The following is a 16,747-nucleotide window of genomic DNA, read 5'->3' on the forward strand; positions in this document are numbered from 1 at the left end:
ATGCGCTCCTTGCGCTCAGTTGGACCAGCCGCCGTCCACGATGTGGATGGCGCCGGTCGTAAATGCGGATTCATCGGAGGCGAGATACAACGCCAGTGCGGCGATTTCCTCGGGTTCGCCCAGGCGTCCCATCGGCTGGCGCTCGGCAAAGCTTCGCCAGTGCGCGGCCTCGTCGCCGCCGAGTGCGCGCACGCGCTCTCCCAGCGATGGCGTTTTTACCGTACCCGGACAGATCGCATTGCAGCGCACGCCGCGCGCAACGAAGTCCGCAGCAATCGAACGGGTGAGACCGATCACGGCAGCCTTGGTGGCGCTATAGGCAAAGCGATTCGGCACACCTTTGATGCTGGAAGCGACCGAAGCCATGTTGATGATGCTGCCTTTGCCGCGCTCGAGCATGCCGGGAAGCACGGCCTTGCAGAGGTGAAACATACTGTCGACATTGATCGTGAACGAACGTCGCCAGCCTGCGTCGTCGGTGTCCAGGATGCTGCCAGCGTGTACATAGCCGGCACAATTGAACAACACATCGAACGGATCGGACGCGCGCACCAGTGCTTCGATATTGTCTGGGTGGGTCACATCGAGCACCTGTGTGGCGATCGACGAATGCTCTTTTGCCAGACTATTGAGTGCGCTGCTATCGATGTCGGTGGCTAGAACCTTGGCGCCTTCACGCGCAAACGCGAGGGCCGTCGCACGACCGATGCCTGCGCCTGCCGCCGTGAGGAGTACATGCTTGCCAGACAGACGGCCACTCATGCGACAACGCCTTTGTATCGACTGCGAAACGGTGTAGAGAGTAAGAACACGGCGGTACTCCTAAACGGGATTCGTAACAGGTGACTCGATGTCCAACGCATAAAAACGCACGGCATTGGCAGCGAAAACATCCGCTTGCGAGCCGGGTGCGTAGCGCTCGGTCAACGTCTGAGCGACGTGCAGCCAATGCCCGAAGTCGGCGTGGGTCGTCAGCACAGGCCAGTCGCTACCCCAAAGCAGGCGCTCTGCACCGAAATGGGTAAAAAGATCGGCGACGTACGGCTCTATCGCGTCTTCATGGACAGGTTCATCAAGCAGGGTGAGCAGGCCCGACAGCTTGCAGTGCAACTGCGGATGCTGGGCCAATTCGTCGATCCAGCTGGTCCATTGATCGAACCGGCCATCGGCAATGGCCGGTTTGCCGGCGTGATCGAGCACTACGCTCAACTGCGGATGTCTGCGTAATCGGCGACAGAGCGCGGGTAACTGCGGCATGCCGACCAGCGCATCGAAGGTCAGACCGCAATCCTGGATGCAATCGAAGGCACGATCGAGCGATGGTCTTGCCAGCCAATCCGGATCGGCGATGTCTTGAGCCATGGGGCGCAAGCCGCGCAGTAGGCCGCCGCCATCGCGAATCAACGCGTCGATGCGGGCGCCGACATCATCGGCCTCCAGATCGACCCAACCGACCACACCGACGACAGCAGGGTCGAGATGCGCCAGCTCAAACAAGTAACGCGTTTCTTCTTCACTGGGCGCGGCTTGCACCAGCACACTGAAGTTGACGCCTGCGGCTTCTCGCTGCGCGCAAAGATCCGCAGGCAGAAAAGCCCGACGCAGCGCCATAGGCGCTTGCGCCAGCCATCCATAATCGCCGCGCGACGGTAACCAATAATGCTGGTGCGCATCGACAATCATCATGGCGTGGGAATTCCGTGTAGCAGCAAACCGGCTTCGCGCAATGCGTGCCAAGCTTCAGCAGGGACGGTGGCCTGCATGCGCGCTGTGGCGCTGTCGACCTCTGCGACCGAACGCAAGCCGCAAACCACGCTTGCCACGGCGGGATGCGCCAACGGAAATTGCAACGCGGCAGCGCCTACCTCGACGTGGATTGGGGCAAGAACGTCGTAGAAGCGCCGAGCCCTCGCGATAGTGGCGTCATCGGCAGGTTCGTAGTTGTAGACACGCCCCGGTCCATCCGCGCCGCCAAGCAGACCCGAGTTGTAAGGGCCGGCAGCGAGAATGGCGACGCCGCGCGCTTGCGCTTGCGCCATCACGCCTTCGCTGTGCTGTTGCTCGAACAACGTGTAGCGCCCCGCCAACATGATGACGTCCAGCGGGAATCGCGGCATGACGTCGAGACACACGGCCTCTTCGTTGACGCCGATGCCGATGGCTTGGCAAACGCCTTGTGCGCGCAATTCCGCCATCGCGGGCAGGGCTTCATCCAACGCCTGCCTAAGCACGGCAAGATGATTTGCACCATGCGTCAGGCTGCCGATGTCGTGCAGCAGCAACACGTCGACATGATCCGTGCGCAGGCGGACGAGGCTGGCTTCGAGCGAGCGCAGAATGCCTTCGCGGCTGTAATCGAAATGAGCGCTGCGACCGTTGACGATGAAGCCATCGGCGTGACTCGTTTGGCGATGGTCGGTGTCGATGATCCGGCCGACCTTGGTCGACAACGTATAGCTTTCGCGCGGCAGATGGCTTAGCGCATCACCTAGCCGGCTCTCACTCAGGCCGTAGCCGTAGTAGGGCGCGGTGTCGAAGTGCCGGATGCCTTGCTGCCAGGCACGCGCAATCGTCGCTGCGGCCGCGTCGTCGCCCACCGACTCGTACAGATTGCCGAGGGGGGCGCCTCCGAATGACAAGGGCGACCGCAACCCACCAGGCCGCCGATTTTTGGCGGTGTCCGGGTTCGGCTTGGTCGTCGCTTGTGTCATCGCACCCCCAAGGTGACTCGGGAAACTGCCCGTTCAGAGGGTTTTTCACCTCTCGACGGGCGTCTTCGCGCATGATCGCGCATTCATCTCTCTGTGTATATATAAACATCTAATTTACAGGTGTGTGAAGAGGGCAGGTGCAACCGGCATCAAAAAGTTGTTGCATTTCTATTTGTCACGATCTAAAACATATATGAACTTAGATTTTGCCAATGAACAGAACATGGGCCCGCCGGTTAAGGGCGGTCTGACGTTTCACACGTAAGGCGTGAACGGACCCGCATGGTTGTTGGGCTTTTGGTTTCCCTCGTCGATCGCGGCCAAGCTGCTCCCCTCCTTGGCCGCGATCGGCATTTTTTGCGATGCCAACCACGTCGGTAACAGGTACTCAGCTCATGAAACGATCCGCCTGGCTCCTGATCGCCATGCTCGTGTGCAGCACCGTGTGCGCGAAGCAGCCGGATGCGTTGTTCTACCTGATGGGTTCGCAGAAATCGGTCAACTCGTTTGTCGCTCATGTCGACAAGATCGGCCTGCTGGTGCCGACCTGGTATGGCGTCGATAACCAAGGGTTGGTCAGTGGCGGCCCCAATCTCTATGTGCTGAACATCGCCAAAGATCATCGCTTGCCGGTGATGCCGATCATTTCCATGTCGGCCGGCCGCAAAGGGTTTCACGATCTGCTCCACGATGAAATCGCCAAGCAGCACATGATCGAGGCGATGCTGCAGCAGGCCGCGGAACATGGCTATACGGGCTTTCAATTCGACTTCGAAAGCATTTCCTGGACCGATCGCGACGCCTACACCTTGCTGGTCAAGCAGACTGCCGAGGCCTTGCACAAGCGAGGCTTCAAGCTGTCGATCGCGGTGGTTCCGAACGCACCGGGCCATGCAGGGGTAGGGCCGTTTTCCAAATGGATGTGGCAGTACTGGCGCGGCGCGTACGATGTGGCTGTGTTGGGCAAATACGCGGATCTGATCTGCCTGATGACCTACGACCAGCACACACGCTGGACCACGCCGGGCCCCGTCGACGGCATGCCTTGGATGCAAGCACAGCTGACGTACGCACTGACGATCGTGCCGAAGGACAAGCTGTCATTAGGTATCGCCCTGTATGGCTACCACTGGTACACGGGCGACCCTGTGCGCGAAGACGGCACGGAGGCTTCCAATATCAAGGCCGACTACATCGATGCAGATGAGTCCTTCCCTTTGGCGGAACAGCAGCAGGCGAACGTGCAGTGGGATTCGGTGGAACACGAGTCCTGGTATTACTTCTACCGCGACGACATGCGCGAGTGGGTTTTCATGCCCGATGCGCACAGTTTCCGCGATCGCTACGCGCTGATAACACAGTACGGTCTGGAAGGTTTTTGCGCCTGGGTGTTGGGCGCAGAGGATCCGAAAGTCTGGGATGAACTGCCGGTGGCGAAGCGCTGATCATGAACATCTTTCGCCCCACCGTGATCATGAGCGTACTGCTAGTGATGGGCGGCGTGGCGGTATTCAAAGCACATGCGTTTCCTTCGACACCAGATGACCGTACGCAAGCCGTGGCGCTGGTAGCGAAGATGACGCTGGCAGAGAAAATTTCGCAGACGCAGAGCAGTGCACCTGCCATTCCGCGACTTGGCGTTGCGGCATACGATTGGTGGAGCGAAGGTTTGCATGGCATCGCACGCAACGGCTACGCCACCGTGTTTCCGCAAGCGATCGGCCTTGCCGCGAGTTGGAATCCGAATTTGCTGGATCGGGTGGGCACCACGGTGTCGACCGAGGCGCGAGCCAAATTCAATGCGGCGGGCGCGGGTCACGATCATGTGCGTTATGACGGCCTGACCATCTGGTCGCCCAACATCAATATTTTTCGCGATCCACGTTGGGGTAGGGGACAGGAAACGTACGGTGAAGATCCGTACCTGACTGGCCAGCTCGCCGTGAGCTTTATTCATGGCATACAGGGCGATGATCCGGACCATCCACGCGCGATCGCCACGCCCAAGCACCTGGTTGTGCACAGCGGGCCGGAATCGGGCCGCCATGGCTTCGACGTCGCCGTTTCACCCTACGACTTCGAGGCGACATATACGCCGGCCTTTCGTGCGGCGATCACTGAAGGGCACGCGGACTCTGTCATGTGCGCTTATAACGCGCTGCACGGTACGCCGGTGTGTGCCGACGCCGCCTTGCTAACGACGCTGCTGCGCCATGACTGGGGATTCAAGGGTTATATCGTTTCCGACTGCGATGCTGTCGACGACATGACCAAGTTCCATCATTTCAAACCCGATAACGCGCAATCGTCCGCCGCTGCGATCCAAGCCGGTACGGATCTCGATTGCGGCAACGCTTATGCGGATCTGCTGGAGGCTGTACACAAGGGTTACGTCAAGGAGTCGATCATCGACGCGGCACTCACGCGATTGTTTGCCGCGCGCTACAAACTCGGCGAGTGGGGGACGAACGGAAGTGACTCTTATGCGCGCATCGGTCTCGATCGGGTGGATAGCCCGGCGCATCGTCAGCTTGCACTGCAGGCAGCGCTGGAATCGATGGTGCTGCTGAAAAATGCGCATGGCACCTTGCCGTTCCGCGATGGCATGCACCTGGCTGTGATCGGGCCCAATGCCGATACCTTGGAAACCCTCGAAGCCAATTATCACGGCACCGCACGCGCGCCGATCACGCCGTTGCAAGGTTTGCGTCAACGCTTCGGCGCACAGCGTATCAGCTACGCACAAGGATCACCGATTGCCGATGGCGTACCGGTGCCCATTCCAGAGACCGCGTTACGTACAACGGCACATGCCGGACTGCTCGGTCAGTACTTCGACAACCTCGACTTCAACGGTACGCCACGACTGACGCGTACCGATCGCGTCATCGATTTCGATTGGGACCATGTTGCACCGGCGGACAACATGCGTGCCGATCGTTACGCCGTGCGCTGGAGCGGCGAGCTGATTCCCCCCGGGCCCGGCGATTACACCCTGGCGATACACGTCGACCGATGTTTCGATTGCGCTGGGCACGATCCGGTACGCCTGTACATCGACGGCCGCAAGGTGATCGACAATGACGGCGACGATAAGCCCATGCAGGCAACCCTGCATATCGCCGACATGCATCCTCGCGCCATCCGCCTCGAGCTCATACACAGCGGACAGGATCAAGGTGTGCGCCTGCAATGGCTCGCACCCGCTCAAGCGCAGTTGGCGGAAGCAAAAGCCGTAGCGCAACGCGCTGATGCCGTGGTCGCATTCGTCGGACTGTCGCCGGACGTCGAAGGCGAAGAATTGAAGATCGATGCGCCGGGTTTCCATGGCGGCGACCGCACCGATATCGCCTTGCCAGTGGCGCAGCAGAAAGTGCTTGAGCAGATCGCTGCCAGCGGCAAGCCTCTGGTCGTGGTTTTGATGTCGGGGAGTGCGGTGGCGCTGAATTGGGCACAAGCCCACGCCGACGCGATTCTCGCCGCCTGGTATCCGGGCGAAATGGGTGGTCTCGCCGTGGCCCAGACCTTGGCCGGTGACTACAACCCGGGCGGTCGCTTGCCGGTGACCTTTTATCGCGCGACCGATGAGCTGCCACCGTTCGTCAGCTACGCCATGCAGGGGCGAACCTATCGCTATTTTTCCGGCACGCCGCTTTATCCATTCGGTTACGGCTTGAGTTACACCCACTTCGCATATAGCCAGCCTCAGCTGTCATCCGTGGAGCTGCAAGCCGGCGCATCGCTGACAGTGAGCGCTACCGTTCGCAATGACGGCGACCGCAGCGGCGATGAGGTCGTGCAGGTCTATCTGGACGCTCCGGATTCGGCGCTGGCACCGCGCCACACCCTGGTGGGTTTTCGCCGCGTGCACCTCGCCGCAGCGGAGACACGTCGTGTGAGCTTTGAACTTGCGCCGCGCCAACTCAGCACGGTCGATGTAAGCGGCCATAGGAACGTGGACGCGGGGCACTACCGCTTGTTCGTCGGCGGCGGCCAGCCGGGTGATAGCGAGGGTGTCGCGGCGACGTTCGTCATCACCGGCCATGAGGCACTTCCGCATTGAACGCAAAGAGTGCCGCCGGACACCAAAAAACGGACGCAAACGGGTCCTGGCGTGTGTATGCAAAACAATGGTTTACAAGTAATCGCGATCTGATGGGCCGGCATTCGCAAAATTGTGTTGCATTGCGACTTGCCTCGATCTAAATCGGGCCTATAAGCTCTTTGAAAATAAATATGAATTAGATATTCACATATGAAATAGGCGGGCGCACCGGGGATGAATTCAAGGCAGTCGTTGGGGACCATTAGGAGGGTAGATGCAGAGCCCAATCCAACTGAGCAGCGATGCGACGGCTCCGCCGTTGCTGAGCTCGGAACTGCACTGCGCATGAAAGACGGCTATCGGGAATATAGCGGCGCAGAGCATGCCCATGCTTCATCGTCCGATGCTGCGCAGAAAAAAGACGTCGAGCCGTCCGGAACGGTGGTTACGCTTTCCAGCGAACCTTTCCTTGCTGCCGATGTAGGTGGCACCCACGCGCGCATTGGCTTGTTGTCGTTCCGACCGAACCAAGCCGCGCCCGTGGTGCTGGCGTACCGCGTTTACAAGTGCGCCGAGTACACGAGCCTGGATGCCATCGTCCGCAGCTTTTGCCATGAGCACGCGGTCAGGCCGCAGCGTCTGGCGCTCGCTTGCGCGGGTTTTCTGCATGAAGGGAAGGTCGTCAACAACAACCTGCAGTGGCCCGTCGTGCCAGCCGCGCTCGAAAAGCAACTGGGGCTAAGCGACGTCGAGGTTCTCAACGATTTTGAAGCGCTGGCCTATGGCACGGCGTATCTGGATGTCGGCGATGTTAGGCCGCTACATAGACCGCTACAGAACGAAAAGATGATCACGGGGCCCGTCGTGATCGTCGGCCCGGGTACCGGGCTCGGCGTGGCAGTGCGTCTGCCTGGTGCGAAGCCGAACGTGCTCGCGACCGAGGCCGGACATATCCAGCTGGCGGCTCGCGTGGGACGCGAACAGCAAGTGCTGGCCGAATTGACGCAAGCCGACACGCATGTTCCTTACGATTACGTGTTATCCGGCCCGGGGTTGTTGCGCCTGTATGGCGCGCTCTGCCGACTCGAAAGGCAGCCGACCGTATTCCACGACCCTGCCGCGATCACGGCTGCAGCATGCGCGGGCACGAATGCGTGTGCGGTGGAAACCTTGCAGTTGTTCTGCGGATGGTTGGGTTCTTTCTTGGGCGATCTGGCGATGTTGTACGGCGCGACCGGCGGTATCTACCTCGCAGGCGGCTTCCTCTCGCAGATGATCGAGTTCGTGGAAAAGAGTACGTTCGTCAGCCGCTTTCTCGACAAAGGTGTGATGCGTCCGTTCCAGCAGACCGTCCCCGTTTATGTCGTGGATCACGCGCAGCTTGCTGTCATCGGTGCAGCGAGCTGGTTGATGAATGGTCATGCACAGGACAAGGCGGCATGAGAACGCATTTGTCCATGTTGCGTCATGCAGGTCTGCGGCTAGGCTGTGTTGCAGCGTTGTGCGGTATAGCCGTCGTCGGCGCCCACGCAACAACGCCTCCGGATGCAGCGACGATCGAGCGGCAATGGGTCGCCGCCAATCGGCCGTACGACGGTGCGCGCAAAGCCATCCTGGCGCAGACGCAAAAGATCGCCTGGCAGGGTCCTATGGATCCGGACTGGCAAAGCCTGACCGGTTACCGCACGCCTGAGTGGTATCGAGATGCCAAGTTCGGCATCTTCATCCATTGGGGCGTGTATTCGGTCCCTGCATACAAGGGCGAGTGGTATCCGCGCCACATGTATGAACGCACGGGCGAGAACTCCGACCGCTACCAGCATCAGATCGCCACCTACGGCCCGATGCCGAAGGTCGGCTACAAGGATCTGATTCCGCTGTTCAAGGCGGAACACTTCGATCCGAACGCCTGGGCGACGTTGTTTCGCGAAGCCGGTGCACGTTATGTGGTGCCGGTCGCCGAACATCACGATGGCTTCGCGATGTATGACTCGAAACTGTCGGACTGGACTGCGGTGAAAATGGGTCCGCACCGAGATGTCATCGGTGAACTGGCCAAGGCGATTCGTGCACAGGGCATGAAACTTGGCCTGTCTTCGCACCGCGCCGAGCATGACTGGTTCTACGAATACGGCCGCACGTTCGATTCCGACGTCAACGATCCGCGCTATGCAGCGCTCTATGGGCCTGCGCACCCATCCGAATCCGCCAAAGGCGAAGACGGCCAGGACGTCGATTGGACCTTCGTTTCCGACGCCTATCTCGACGACTGGTTGGCGCGCTCGTCCGAAATCGTGCAGGACTACCACCCGGACCTGATGTACTTCGACTGGTGGGTCGGTCAGCCGCGCTTTCGCGGCGCATTGGCCGAATTCGCCGCGTTCTACTACAACCAGGCGGCGGCGCGCGGGCAGAGCCCCGTGCTGTACTACAAGTTCAACAACATGCGTCCCGGCACGGGCACGTTGAACATTGAACGCGGGCAGGCGCCGGATATTCGCGCACAACCGTGGCAAACCGAAACCTCGGTAAGCCCCGACTCGTGGGGATACGCCGAAGGCGACACCTACAAATCGCCCGACGAGCTGGTGCAACTGCTTGCCGATGTGGTCAGCAAGAACGGCAACTTGCTGTTGAACATCGGTCCCAAGGCCGATGGCACGATCCCGCCCGAAGCACAGCACATCCTGCTGGCGATCGGCCAATGGCTAGGCGCCAATGGCGAAGCGATCTATGGCACGCGGCCATGGCAGCGTTTCGGTGAAGGCCCGACCCAGGTCGTTGCCGGCACCATGCAGGACACCAAGACCAAGCCCTATACCGCCGAAGACTTCCGTTTTACCACCAAGGACGGACGTCTATACGCGATCGAGATGGAATGGCCGGCGACGCATCGTGCGCTGATCCATTCGGTCGCACCGACGATGAAGGTGAAAGCGGTCACGCTGCTGGCGACCGGCAAGCCGGTGACATTCAAGCAACAGCCCGACGGTTTGCATCTCGATCTGCCGACGCAGCCGCCAGGCGTGCATGCGTATGCTTATCGCATCGAATTCGAAAAGCCGATCGCAAGCAGCACGAAGGAGGACGCCGCGCCTACCTCATAGATCGCCGTCATTTAGCAACAAGAGTTTGATTCCGACAAATCGTCGTTGTCGTCGGATGCAGGTAAGCAAATAAAAGCGTCGCTGCTGGTTTTGGGGCCAGTAAGCGATACACACATTCGATCCACCGGGAGGGGAGAAACATGAGCAACATCTATCTACGTCGTGGTGTGCTGGCCAGTTCGCTGGCGCTGGCGTTGTTCGCACCGAGCGTGTTCGCACAAACATCGAGCACAACCTCCGACAATTCGCAGACGAACCAGCAAAGCGCCCCGTCCAACGGGCAGCCGACAGACAAGAAAAACGCGACGAAACTGCAGACAGTCACGGTCACCGGTTCGATGATCCCGCGCGTGGAGGTCGAGGGGCCGGCTCCCGTAGTCTCCCTCACCGGCGAGCAGATCAAGGCACAGGGCTTCACCACGCTGTGGGAATTCCTGGATTCGTTGCCGCAAGTGGGCCAGCAGTCATCGGACCCGGCCGCTTGGGGTTCCAGCTCGGTCAATGCGCGCTCAGTCAATCTGCGCAATGTGGGCCCTGGCTTCAGTCTGCTGTTGATCGACGGCCATCGCGTGGTGGATTACCCGCAGCCGTTGAACAAGCAGAGCAACTTCCAGAACTACAACAACATCCCGACCGGCATGATCGACCATGTCGAAATCCTGGCCTCCGGCGCCTCGTCGATCTACGGTTCGGACGCAGTGGCGGGTGTGATCAACGTGATCCTGAAGAAGAACTACCAGGGTGACGAGCTGCAGGTGACCGGCGGTGGCGCCACGCGCGGTGGCCGCGCCTACGGCGACATCAATTTCTTCGGTGGCAAGTCCGGCGAAAACTGGCACGTCCTCTACAACCTGGAGAAGTCCAACCGTACGGCGTTGTGGGGTAGCGATCGTCCATATCAGGACTCGGTGGCCGATGCGGGCCCCGGCTCCTGGAGCCCGGCGTCGCGCATGTTTGGCTACCAGTACGACGCGCAAGGTGCCATTGCCCTCTCCGCGACGAACGCTTCGGGTCAATACATCACCCCGCCGGCGGGTACTTGCGGGAAGTTCACGAACTCGCAGTTGAGTCACTCGTACAGCACCACCACCACTGGCACCCAGGTCACCGGCGTGACCGACAATGGTTACTACTGCTCGCAGCCCGCTCTGTTCCAGAATTGGGTGCTGACGCCCGGCAGTATCAACAACAACGCATACGTGGCCGGCGAGTACGACTTCAAGGACAGCAGCCTGCAGCTTTACGGCTCGGCGGCCCTGTATGACACGACGGGCATCTCCAACACCCAGTTGCCCGTTGAAGTGACCGGTCAGTTCTACGACCAGAGCACGGGGCAGGTCATCAACCAGGCCATCCGACAGTTGACCGCGCAGGAAATGGGATCGACTGCCAATACCCATGACCGCGAGCAGAACTGGAACATCCAGACCGGCCTGCGTGGCAGCTTCGACGACAGCCGATTCAACTGGGACGTGAACCTCAACACCCAGAAATACACTGTGCGCGAGGACTACACGGGCATCGACGTCAATGCCATGAACAACTTCTTCCTCGGCAAGCAGTTGGGCACCTCCGCCGGCGGCTTGCCCGTTTACGCCATGAACTGGCAGCAGTGGTGGAACCCCATCACGCCGCAGCAATACGGCCAGTTCGCGGTCAGTGGCGAGAACACCTCCTCGTCGTGGCTGGACCAGGTGCAGGCCCGCATCAACGGCGACCTGTACAAGCTTCCGTGGGTAGACGAGCCCATCGGTTGGGCGGCGGTACTGGAAGCTGCACACAACGGCTTCCTGCTCTCGCCCGACGCGCGCGGCGATAACAACAACTTCCAAAATCCGTTCGGGGCGTATCTCACCGGCGGCGGCACTCGCCAGCGCTATTCGTTCGGTAACGAGTTCCGTGTGCCGGTGCTGGATTCGGTGACATGGACCATCTCCGGCCGTCTGGACAAGTACCACGATGCCAGCCGCGCCGACGTGGCCCGCACCTGGGGCACGGGCCTCGAATGGCGGCCGTATGACGGTCTGCTGATTCGCGGCAGCTACGGCACCAACTTCAAGGCGCCGGACATGCAGGCTATCTACCTGACCGGCTCCACCTCGCCGATCGGTGATTACGTCGATCCTCTGCAGTGCATTAACGCCATCAAGGCTGGCCAGAGCAACAGCACATGGTGCAGCCAGGTGCAGCGCGCAACGTCGCAGTACTACAACCTGACGACGGAAGGCAGCCGCTTGTTGCAGCCGCAGACCGGCCACTCCTGGACCTATGGTTTCGTGTGGCAGGTTCCGGGCGTGCAAGGCTTGTCGTTCTCTGCCGACTACTGGCACATGGGCGTGGACAACGCCATCCAGTATCTCGACCCAGGCACCGTGCTGGTCGACGAGGCCGGTTGCCTTACCGGCTTGCAGGTAAACGGTTCATCGGCCTTGTCACCGTATACGGCGCACGTGCCGGGTTCGGCGTATTGCAAGATGGTGACCCAGATGGTTCAGCGCGTTAATGGAAACGGCCAGATCATCTCGGAAGAGTCCGGCCCGATCAACGAAGCTTCGCTATACGTGAGTGGTGTAGATGCTTCGCTGGACTACAAGGTGCAGACCGAGAATTGGGGCAATTTCACTGCCAATATCAACTACACGGACAACCTCGAGTACAAACAGCGCGTGCTGGCTTCCGACGAACTGCAAAACACCCGCTATAACAATGTGGCGAGCAGGATCACGTGGATCGGCGACTGGCACAAGGGCGATTGGGACGTATCGATCTCCGGTGTGCGCGACGGCGGTATGCGCGCCCCGAACTACGGTAGTTGCAATACGCTGCCCAACGGCGTCCAGCCGAGCATGATTACTGTGCAAAGTGGCACCGAGACGGTCGCTACCGGTGTTTGCCAGGTGACGGTCAATGGCACCAATGTCACCGTGAACGACACCGAGTACACAGGCCATACGCCGGTGTGGATCACCTGGAACACCTCGGTCGGCTGGCAGATCAACCCGGATACCAAGTTGAAGTTCACGGTGTCCAACATCTTCGACAGGGTCTCTTCGATCCCGTACTACGCCGGTGGCTTCGAGTTCGTTACGACGGGACAGACCGGCAGCGAATACAACGGTCGCGAAATGTTCCTGACGTTCGACTACAAGCTCGATTGATGTAAGCAACAATCCAAGCGAGCCCGGCCCAAAGCCGGGCTCGCTTGCTTTGGACCGTATGTTTGAACAGATGGAGTGTTGAGGATGTTGAAGTCGTTGCGTGCTTGCTGCCTGGGTGCCTCGGTCCTGATGACGAGCTTTTGTGCGTCCGCCGAGATCTCGATCATTCCGGAACCGCAACATATAGAAGCTGGGCAGGGGAGTTATCGACTGGATGCCAACACGGGTATCGACGCTCCGAGCGATGCACGGGCGCACGAAATCGTCTCCTTTTTGCGCGATGCGGTCCGTGTTCAGACGGGCATCCGGTTATCCGAAAGCAAGCATGCGCATGGCATTGTGTTGGCGATTGATCCCACCGTAAAAGGCGATGAGGCCTATCTGCTTTCCGTTACGTCGCGTGGTGTCATTATCCAGGCGTCGACCGATAAGGGTCTGTTCTGGGGCGTGCAAACGCTGCGCCAGCTGCTGCCGCTTCAACATGGCGCACCTGGGACCATTCCCGCTGTGCAAATCGAGGATGCCCCGGCCTTCACTTACCGCGGTTTCATGCTCGACGTCGGACGGCACTTCTATCCCGTCTCATTTATCAAAAAGCAGCTCGACCTATTGAGCTACTACAAGATCAATACCTTCCACTGGCACCTCACGGAAGACCAGGGTTGGCGTTTGCAGATCAACCACTATCCCAAGCTCACCGACGTCGGCGCATGGCGCACTGAGGATGACGGCAGCCGTTACGGCGGTTTCTACACGCAGGCAGACATCCGCGACGTCGTGAACTATGCACGGCAACGCAACATCACGGTGATTCCGGAAATCGAAATGCCCGGTCATAGCGTGGCAGCGTTGGTGTCCTATCCCGAGCTCTCGTGCACCAAGCAATCGCTAACCGTGCCGACAACCTGGGGCGTATTCAAGGACATCGACTGTGTCGGCGACAAGAGCACCTTCACCTTCCTGCAAAATGTGCTGGACGAAGTGATAACGCTGTTTCCGTCGCCTTACGTACATATCGGCGGCGACGAAACGCCAAAAGACCGCTGGAAGGATTGCGCCTCCTGCCAAGCGCTGATGCACGAGCAGGGGCTTAAAGACGAAGAAGGACTGCAAAGCTATTTCATCCGTCACATCCAAAGTTATCTTGCCGGCAAGGGTAAGACGCTTATCGGCTGGGATGAAATTCTCGAAGGCGGCGCCGACAAAAATGCCATCATCGAAATCTGGCGCGGGGACGATGAGGCGCGCAAAGCACTCGAGAATGGCAACCGCGTCATCATTGCAGGGCCGTTCTACCTGGATGCGCCGCTGGACAAGCTGACCGTCCAGAATATCTATCGCACCGATATCACTCATTCCAGCACGCCGGCGGATGATGCCGCGTTCGTTGCTCACCGCGCACAGATTCTGGGTGCGGAAGCGCCGCTATGGAGCGAACGGGCGAATCCGTTCAACGCGGAGTCGAAAATATATCCGCGCATGCAAGCCTTCGCGGAAAACCTTTGGCGCGGTGGCATGCACGACGATGCGGCCTATGCGGATTTCAAGCAGCGCTTGCAAGCCCAATATCCTTGGCTTGACGCGCAACAGGTCGCCTACGGTCCTGAAGAACAGCCGGTAGTCGACTATTCGGTTATCGTGAATGCGCATCACGACGGCTGGCAGCTGCAAGCGAAGCGCGGCTTTGCCGATTTGCACAATCATTACACCACCGATGGCACCGAGCCGACCGCCGAATCGCCGTCATTTGATGATGCGGTGGGCCTGAAACAGGCTGGCACTGTGAAGGTCGTGCCGTTCCGCAAGGGGCTGCGTTACGACAACGCCACCAGCATGACGTTGGTCGATAACCTGGCGCTGGGGCACCCTATCACGTTCGCACAGCCGCCGTCATCCAGTTACGCGCCAGGCGACGTGCTAGTGGATGGTGTAACCGGCAGTGTCGATTTTCACGATAACCGCTGGGCGGCATGGCACGATAGCAACCTCGATGCAACGATCGATCTGCAGCAAGACATACCCGTGCACGCGATCAGCATCGGCTTTCTGTTGGCGCCGGAATCGAGAGTCCTGCTACCTAAGCAGGTGGTGCTCTCCGTATCCTCGGACGGTAAGCATTGGACGCAAATCTACAAGGATGCGTTGACAGCTGACCTATCGTCCTCAGTGCAACGCGTGGAACGGATTCGTTTCAGCCCGACGAAACCTGTTGTCGCCCGCTATGTCCGCATCACCGCCGACAAGAGCGATTCAGTACCGGCAACCTTTCCCCGAGGCGCCACGGATATCTGGTTGTTCGCCGATGAAGTTCTAATCCAATAAACTCGCAAAGATCGGCATCCCTTCAAACGGTTGCGTCAAATTGCGAGAGGTACTCCATGTATCGTGCTGCCGCTGTGTTCCGCTGTCTGGCAATCATGATCTTGTTGATGCTTGCGTGTCACGGGAACGCCTCAGCTGCCACGACCGGTCCTGTTTCAATAACGCTGAACCACTCGGTGATTGCACTTAACGGTCCATGGAAATTCCATGCCGGCGACAATCCAAACTGGGCCAATCCAGACTTCGACGACACATCTTGGGAAACGGTGGATTTGACGCCATTGCCGGGTGCGCATGATTCCGACGTCGGCCTTACAGGTTATGTGCCTGGGTGGCAGGCGAGGGGACACCCTGGTTATATCGGGTACGCGTGGTATCGCCTGACGGTGGATGTCAACGCACCGGCTGGGGATGCGCTGGCATTGAGCGGGCCGCCGGATGTGGACAGCGCCTATCAACTCTTCCTCAATGGCCGTTTGCTCGACGGTATCGGCGATTTTTCCGGCCGAACACCGAAGGTCTACAGCATCCAGCCACGCCTGATCTCTCTGCCGCAAACGCTGATAGGCGGCCACCCTTCAGTAATCGCCATAAGAGTGTGGATGGGGTCGTGGGATACCGCGCCGGATGGCGGCGGCCTGCATATTGCACCGGCTATCGGCGAACGTAGCGATGTCGAAGCGCGTTACCAACTTCAATGGTTGGAGACGATAAAGGGCTATGTGGTTGAAGTGGTGGAAGCCCTGTTGTTTGTGCTTTTGGCGATCATGAGCTGCAGTCTCATACCCTTCGATCGGTGGAATCGCAGCTATCTATGGATGGCCGCCGCGTTGTTGCTTGTTGGCATGTATCGCGCCAATCAGGCCGCGCTCTACTGGGGGCAGTTTGAAACCGTGCCTGTATTCGAACTTGTCAGTTATGTGTTGCTGACGCCGCTCTGTTTAGGTGCCTGGACACTGGCATGGCGGTCATGGTTTCAACTCGACCATCCGGCGTGGGTACCCAAATTCGCGCTGATACTTACACTGCTGTATATGGTCGCCCAGCTTTTCAGCAGCGCATGGTCCCACGACACATGGCCTCCATCGATTGCGCTCATGCTCGGTGGGTTGATCAGTGTCGTACGGCTGCTATTTCTGTTGTTGTTGGGGGCAATCGTTACGCTGGGTATACGAAAGCAGGGACGTAACGGGTGGTATGCGCTACCCGCCGTGTTGTTCATTGCCATCGGCTTATTCGCGCAAGAACTCTCCGCCTTGCATGTTCCCGGTATCTGGTTTCCTTTCGGTACCGGCGTCTCGCGCGCCCAATTTGCGTATCTGGCGTTCGACGTCGCGTTTTTTGCGTTGCTGCTGCGGCGACTATGGGCGTTTGCGCGAAGCGGGTGGGTCAGACACTGACCCA

General features: G+C 59.4%; 10 protein-coding genes. 7 read left to right on the forward strand and 3 right to left on the reverse strand.

The features are described from left to right. Positions 1-15: 15 nt before the first annotated feature. The 3 genes from QQL64_RS04680 to QQL64_RS04690 are packed head-to-tail and all read right to left on the reverse strand — an operon-like array spanning position 16 to position 2,711. Positions 16-762: an SDR family oxidoreductase gene (locus tag QQL64_RS04680; protein WP_284396381.1), complete on the reverse strand. Its 747-nt coding sequence runs from the start codon at positions 760-762 to the stop codon at positions 16-18. A gap of 60 nt (positions 763-822) precedes the next feature. Then, positions 823-1,686 carry an amidohydrolase family protein gene (locus QQL64_RS04685; protein ID WP_284396384.1) on the reverse strand — a complete coding sequence of 288 codons (864 nt, stop codon included), beginning with the start codon at positions 1,684-1,686 and terminating at the stop codon, positions 823-825. Then, complete coding sequence (locus QQL64_RS04690) at positions 1,683-2,711, reverse strand: aldo/keto reductase (protein ID WP_284396386.1); 1,029 nt, start codon at positions 2,709-2,711, stop codon at positions 1,683-1,685. Before QQL64_RS04690 ends, QQL64_RS04685 begins: the two co-directional genes overlap by 4 nt. A gap of 395 nt (positions 2,712-3,106) precedes the next feature. Here QQL64_RS04690 and QQL64_RS04695 point away from each other — a divergent pair, with 395 nt between their 5' ends. From QQL64_RS04695 to QQL64_RS04725, 7 genes are all read left to right on the forward strand, one after another. After that, entirely contained in the window at positions 3,107-4,156 is a 1,050-nt protein-coding gene (locus tag QQL64_RS04695; RefSeq protein WP_284396388.1) for a glycosyl hydrolase family 18 protein, read from the forward strand. 29 nt (positions 4,157-4,185) lie between these two features. Beyond that, positions 4,186-6,774, forward strand: coding sequence for a glycoside hydrolase family 3 protein (locus QQL64_RS04700; protein WP_404601098.1), 2,589 nt, complete (start codon positions 4,186-4,188; stop codon positions 6,772-6,774). A 327-nt stretch (positions 6,775-7,101) separates the two neighbouring features. Next, entirely contained in the window at positions 7,102-8,199 is a 1,098-nt protein-coding gene (locus tag QQL64_RS04705) for a glucokinase (RefSeq protein ID WP_284396390.1), read from the forward strand. Further along, the gene (locus QQL64_RS04710) at positions 8,196-9,863 is read left to right on the forward strand and encodes an alpha-L-fucosidase (RefSeq protein ID WP_284396392.1); all 1,668 of its coding nucleotides are present in this window, start codon (positions 8,196-8,198) and stop codon (positions 9,861-9,863) included. Before QQL64_RS04705 ends, QQL64_RS04710 begins: the two co-directional genes overlap by 4 nt. A 140-nt stretch (positions 9,864-10,003) precedes the next feature. Further along, positions 10,004-13,021 (forward strand): TonB-dependent receptor domain-containing protein, encoded by a 3,018-nt coding sequence (locus tag QQL64_RS04715; RefSeq protein ID WP_284396396.1) that lies wholly within the window; start codon positions 10,004-10,006, stop codon positions 13,019-13,021. Positions 13,022-13,105: 84 nt separating this feature from the next. After that, complete coding sequence (locus QQL64_RS04720) at positions 13,106-15,343, forward strand: glycoside hydrolase family 20 protein (protein ID WP_284396398.1); 2,238 nt, start codon at positions 13,106-13,108, stop codon at positions 15,341-15,343. Between the two features lie 56 nt (positions 15,344-15,399). After that, a complete protein-coding gene (locus QQL64_RS04725; RefSeq protein WP_284396400.1) occupies positions 15,400-16,743 on the forward strand; it encodes a hypothetical protein in 1,344 nt (447 codons plus the stop codon). Positions 16,744-16,747: the final 4 nt, after the last annotated feature.

Origin of the sequence: Dyella lipolytica (assembly GCF_030160075.1) — a bacterium.
Lineage (GTDB): Bacteria > Pseudomonadota > Gammaproteobacteria > Xanthomonadales > Rhodanobacteraceae > Dyella_B > Dyella_B lipolytica.

Coding starts and splice junctions, on each gene's coding strand:
- QQL64_RS04680 (WP_284396381.1), bottom strand. CDS start 762: ATGAGTGGCCGTCTGTCTGGCAAGCATGTACTCCTCACGGCGGCAGGC.
- QQL64_RS04685 (WP_284396384.1), bottom strand. CDS start 1,686: ATGATGATTGTCGATGCGCACCAGCATTATTGGTTACCGTCGCGCGGC.
- QQL64_RS04690 (WP_284396386.1), bottom strand. CDS start 2,711: ATGACACAAGCGACGACCAAGCCGAACCCGGACACCGCCAAAAATCGG.
- QQL64_RS04695 (WP_284396388.1), top strand. CDS start 3,107: ATGAAACGATCCGCCTGGCTCCTGATCGCCATGCTCGTGTGCAGCACC.
- QQL64_RS04700 (WP_404601098.1), top strand. CDS start 4,186: ATGAGCGTACTGCTAGTGATGGGCGGCGTGGCGGTATTCAAAGCACAT.
- QQL64_RS04705 (WP_284396390.1), top strand. CDS start 7,102: ATGAAAGACGGCTATCGGGAATATAGCGGCGCAGAGCATGCCCATGCT.
- QQL64_RS04710 (WP_284396392.1), top strand. CDS start 8,196: ATGAGAACGCATTTGTCCATGTTGCGTCATGCAGGTCTGCGGCTAGGC.
- QQL64_RS04715 (WP_284396396.1), top strand. CDS start 10,004: ATGAGCAACATCTATCTACGTCGTGGTGTGCTGGCCAGTTCGCTGGCG.
- QQL64_RS04720 (WP_284396398.1), top strand. CDS start 13,106: ATGTTGAAGTCGTTGCGTGCTTGCTGCCTGGGTGCCTCGGTCCTGATG.
- QQL64_RS04725 (WP_284396400.1), top strand. CDS start 15,400: ATGTATCGTGCTGCCGCTGTGTTCCGCTGTCTGGCAATCATGATCTTG.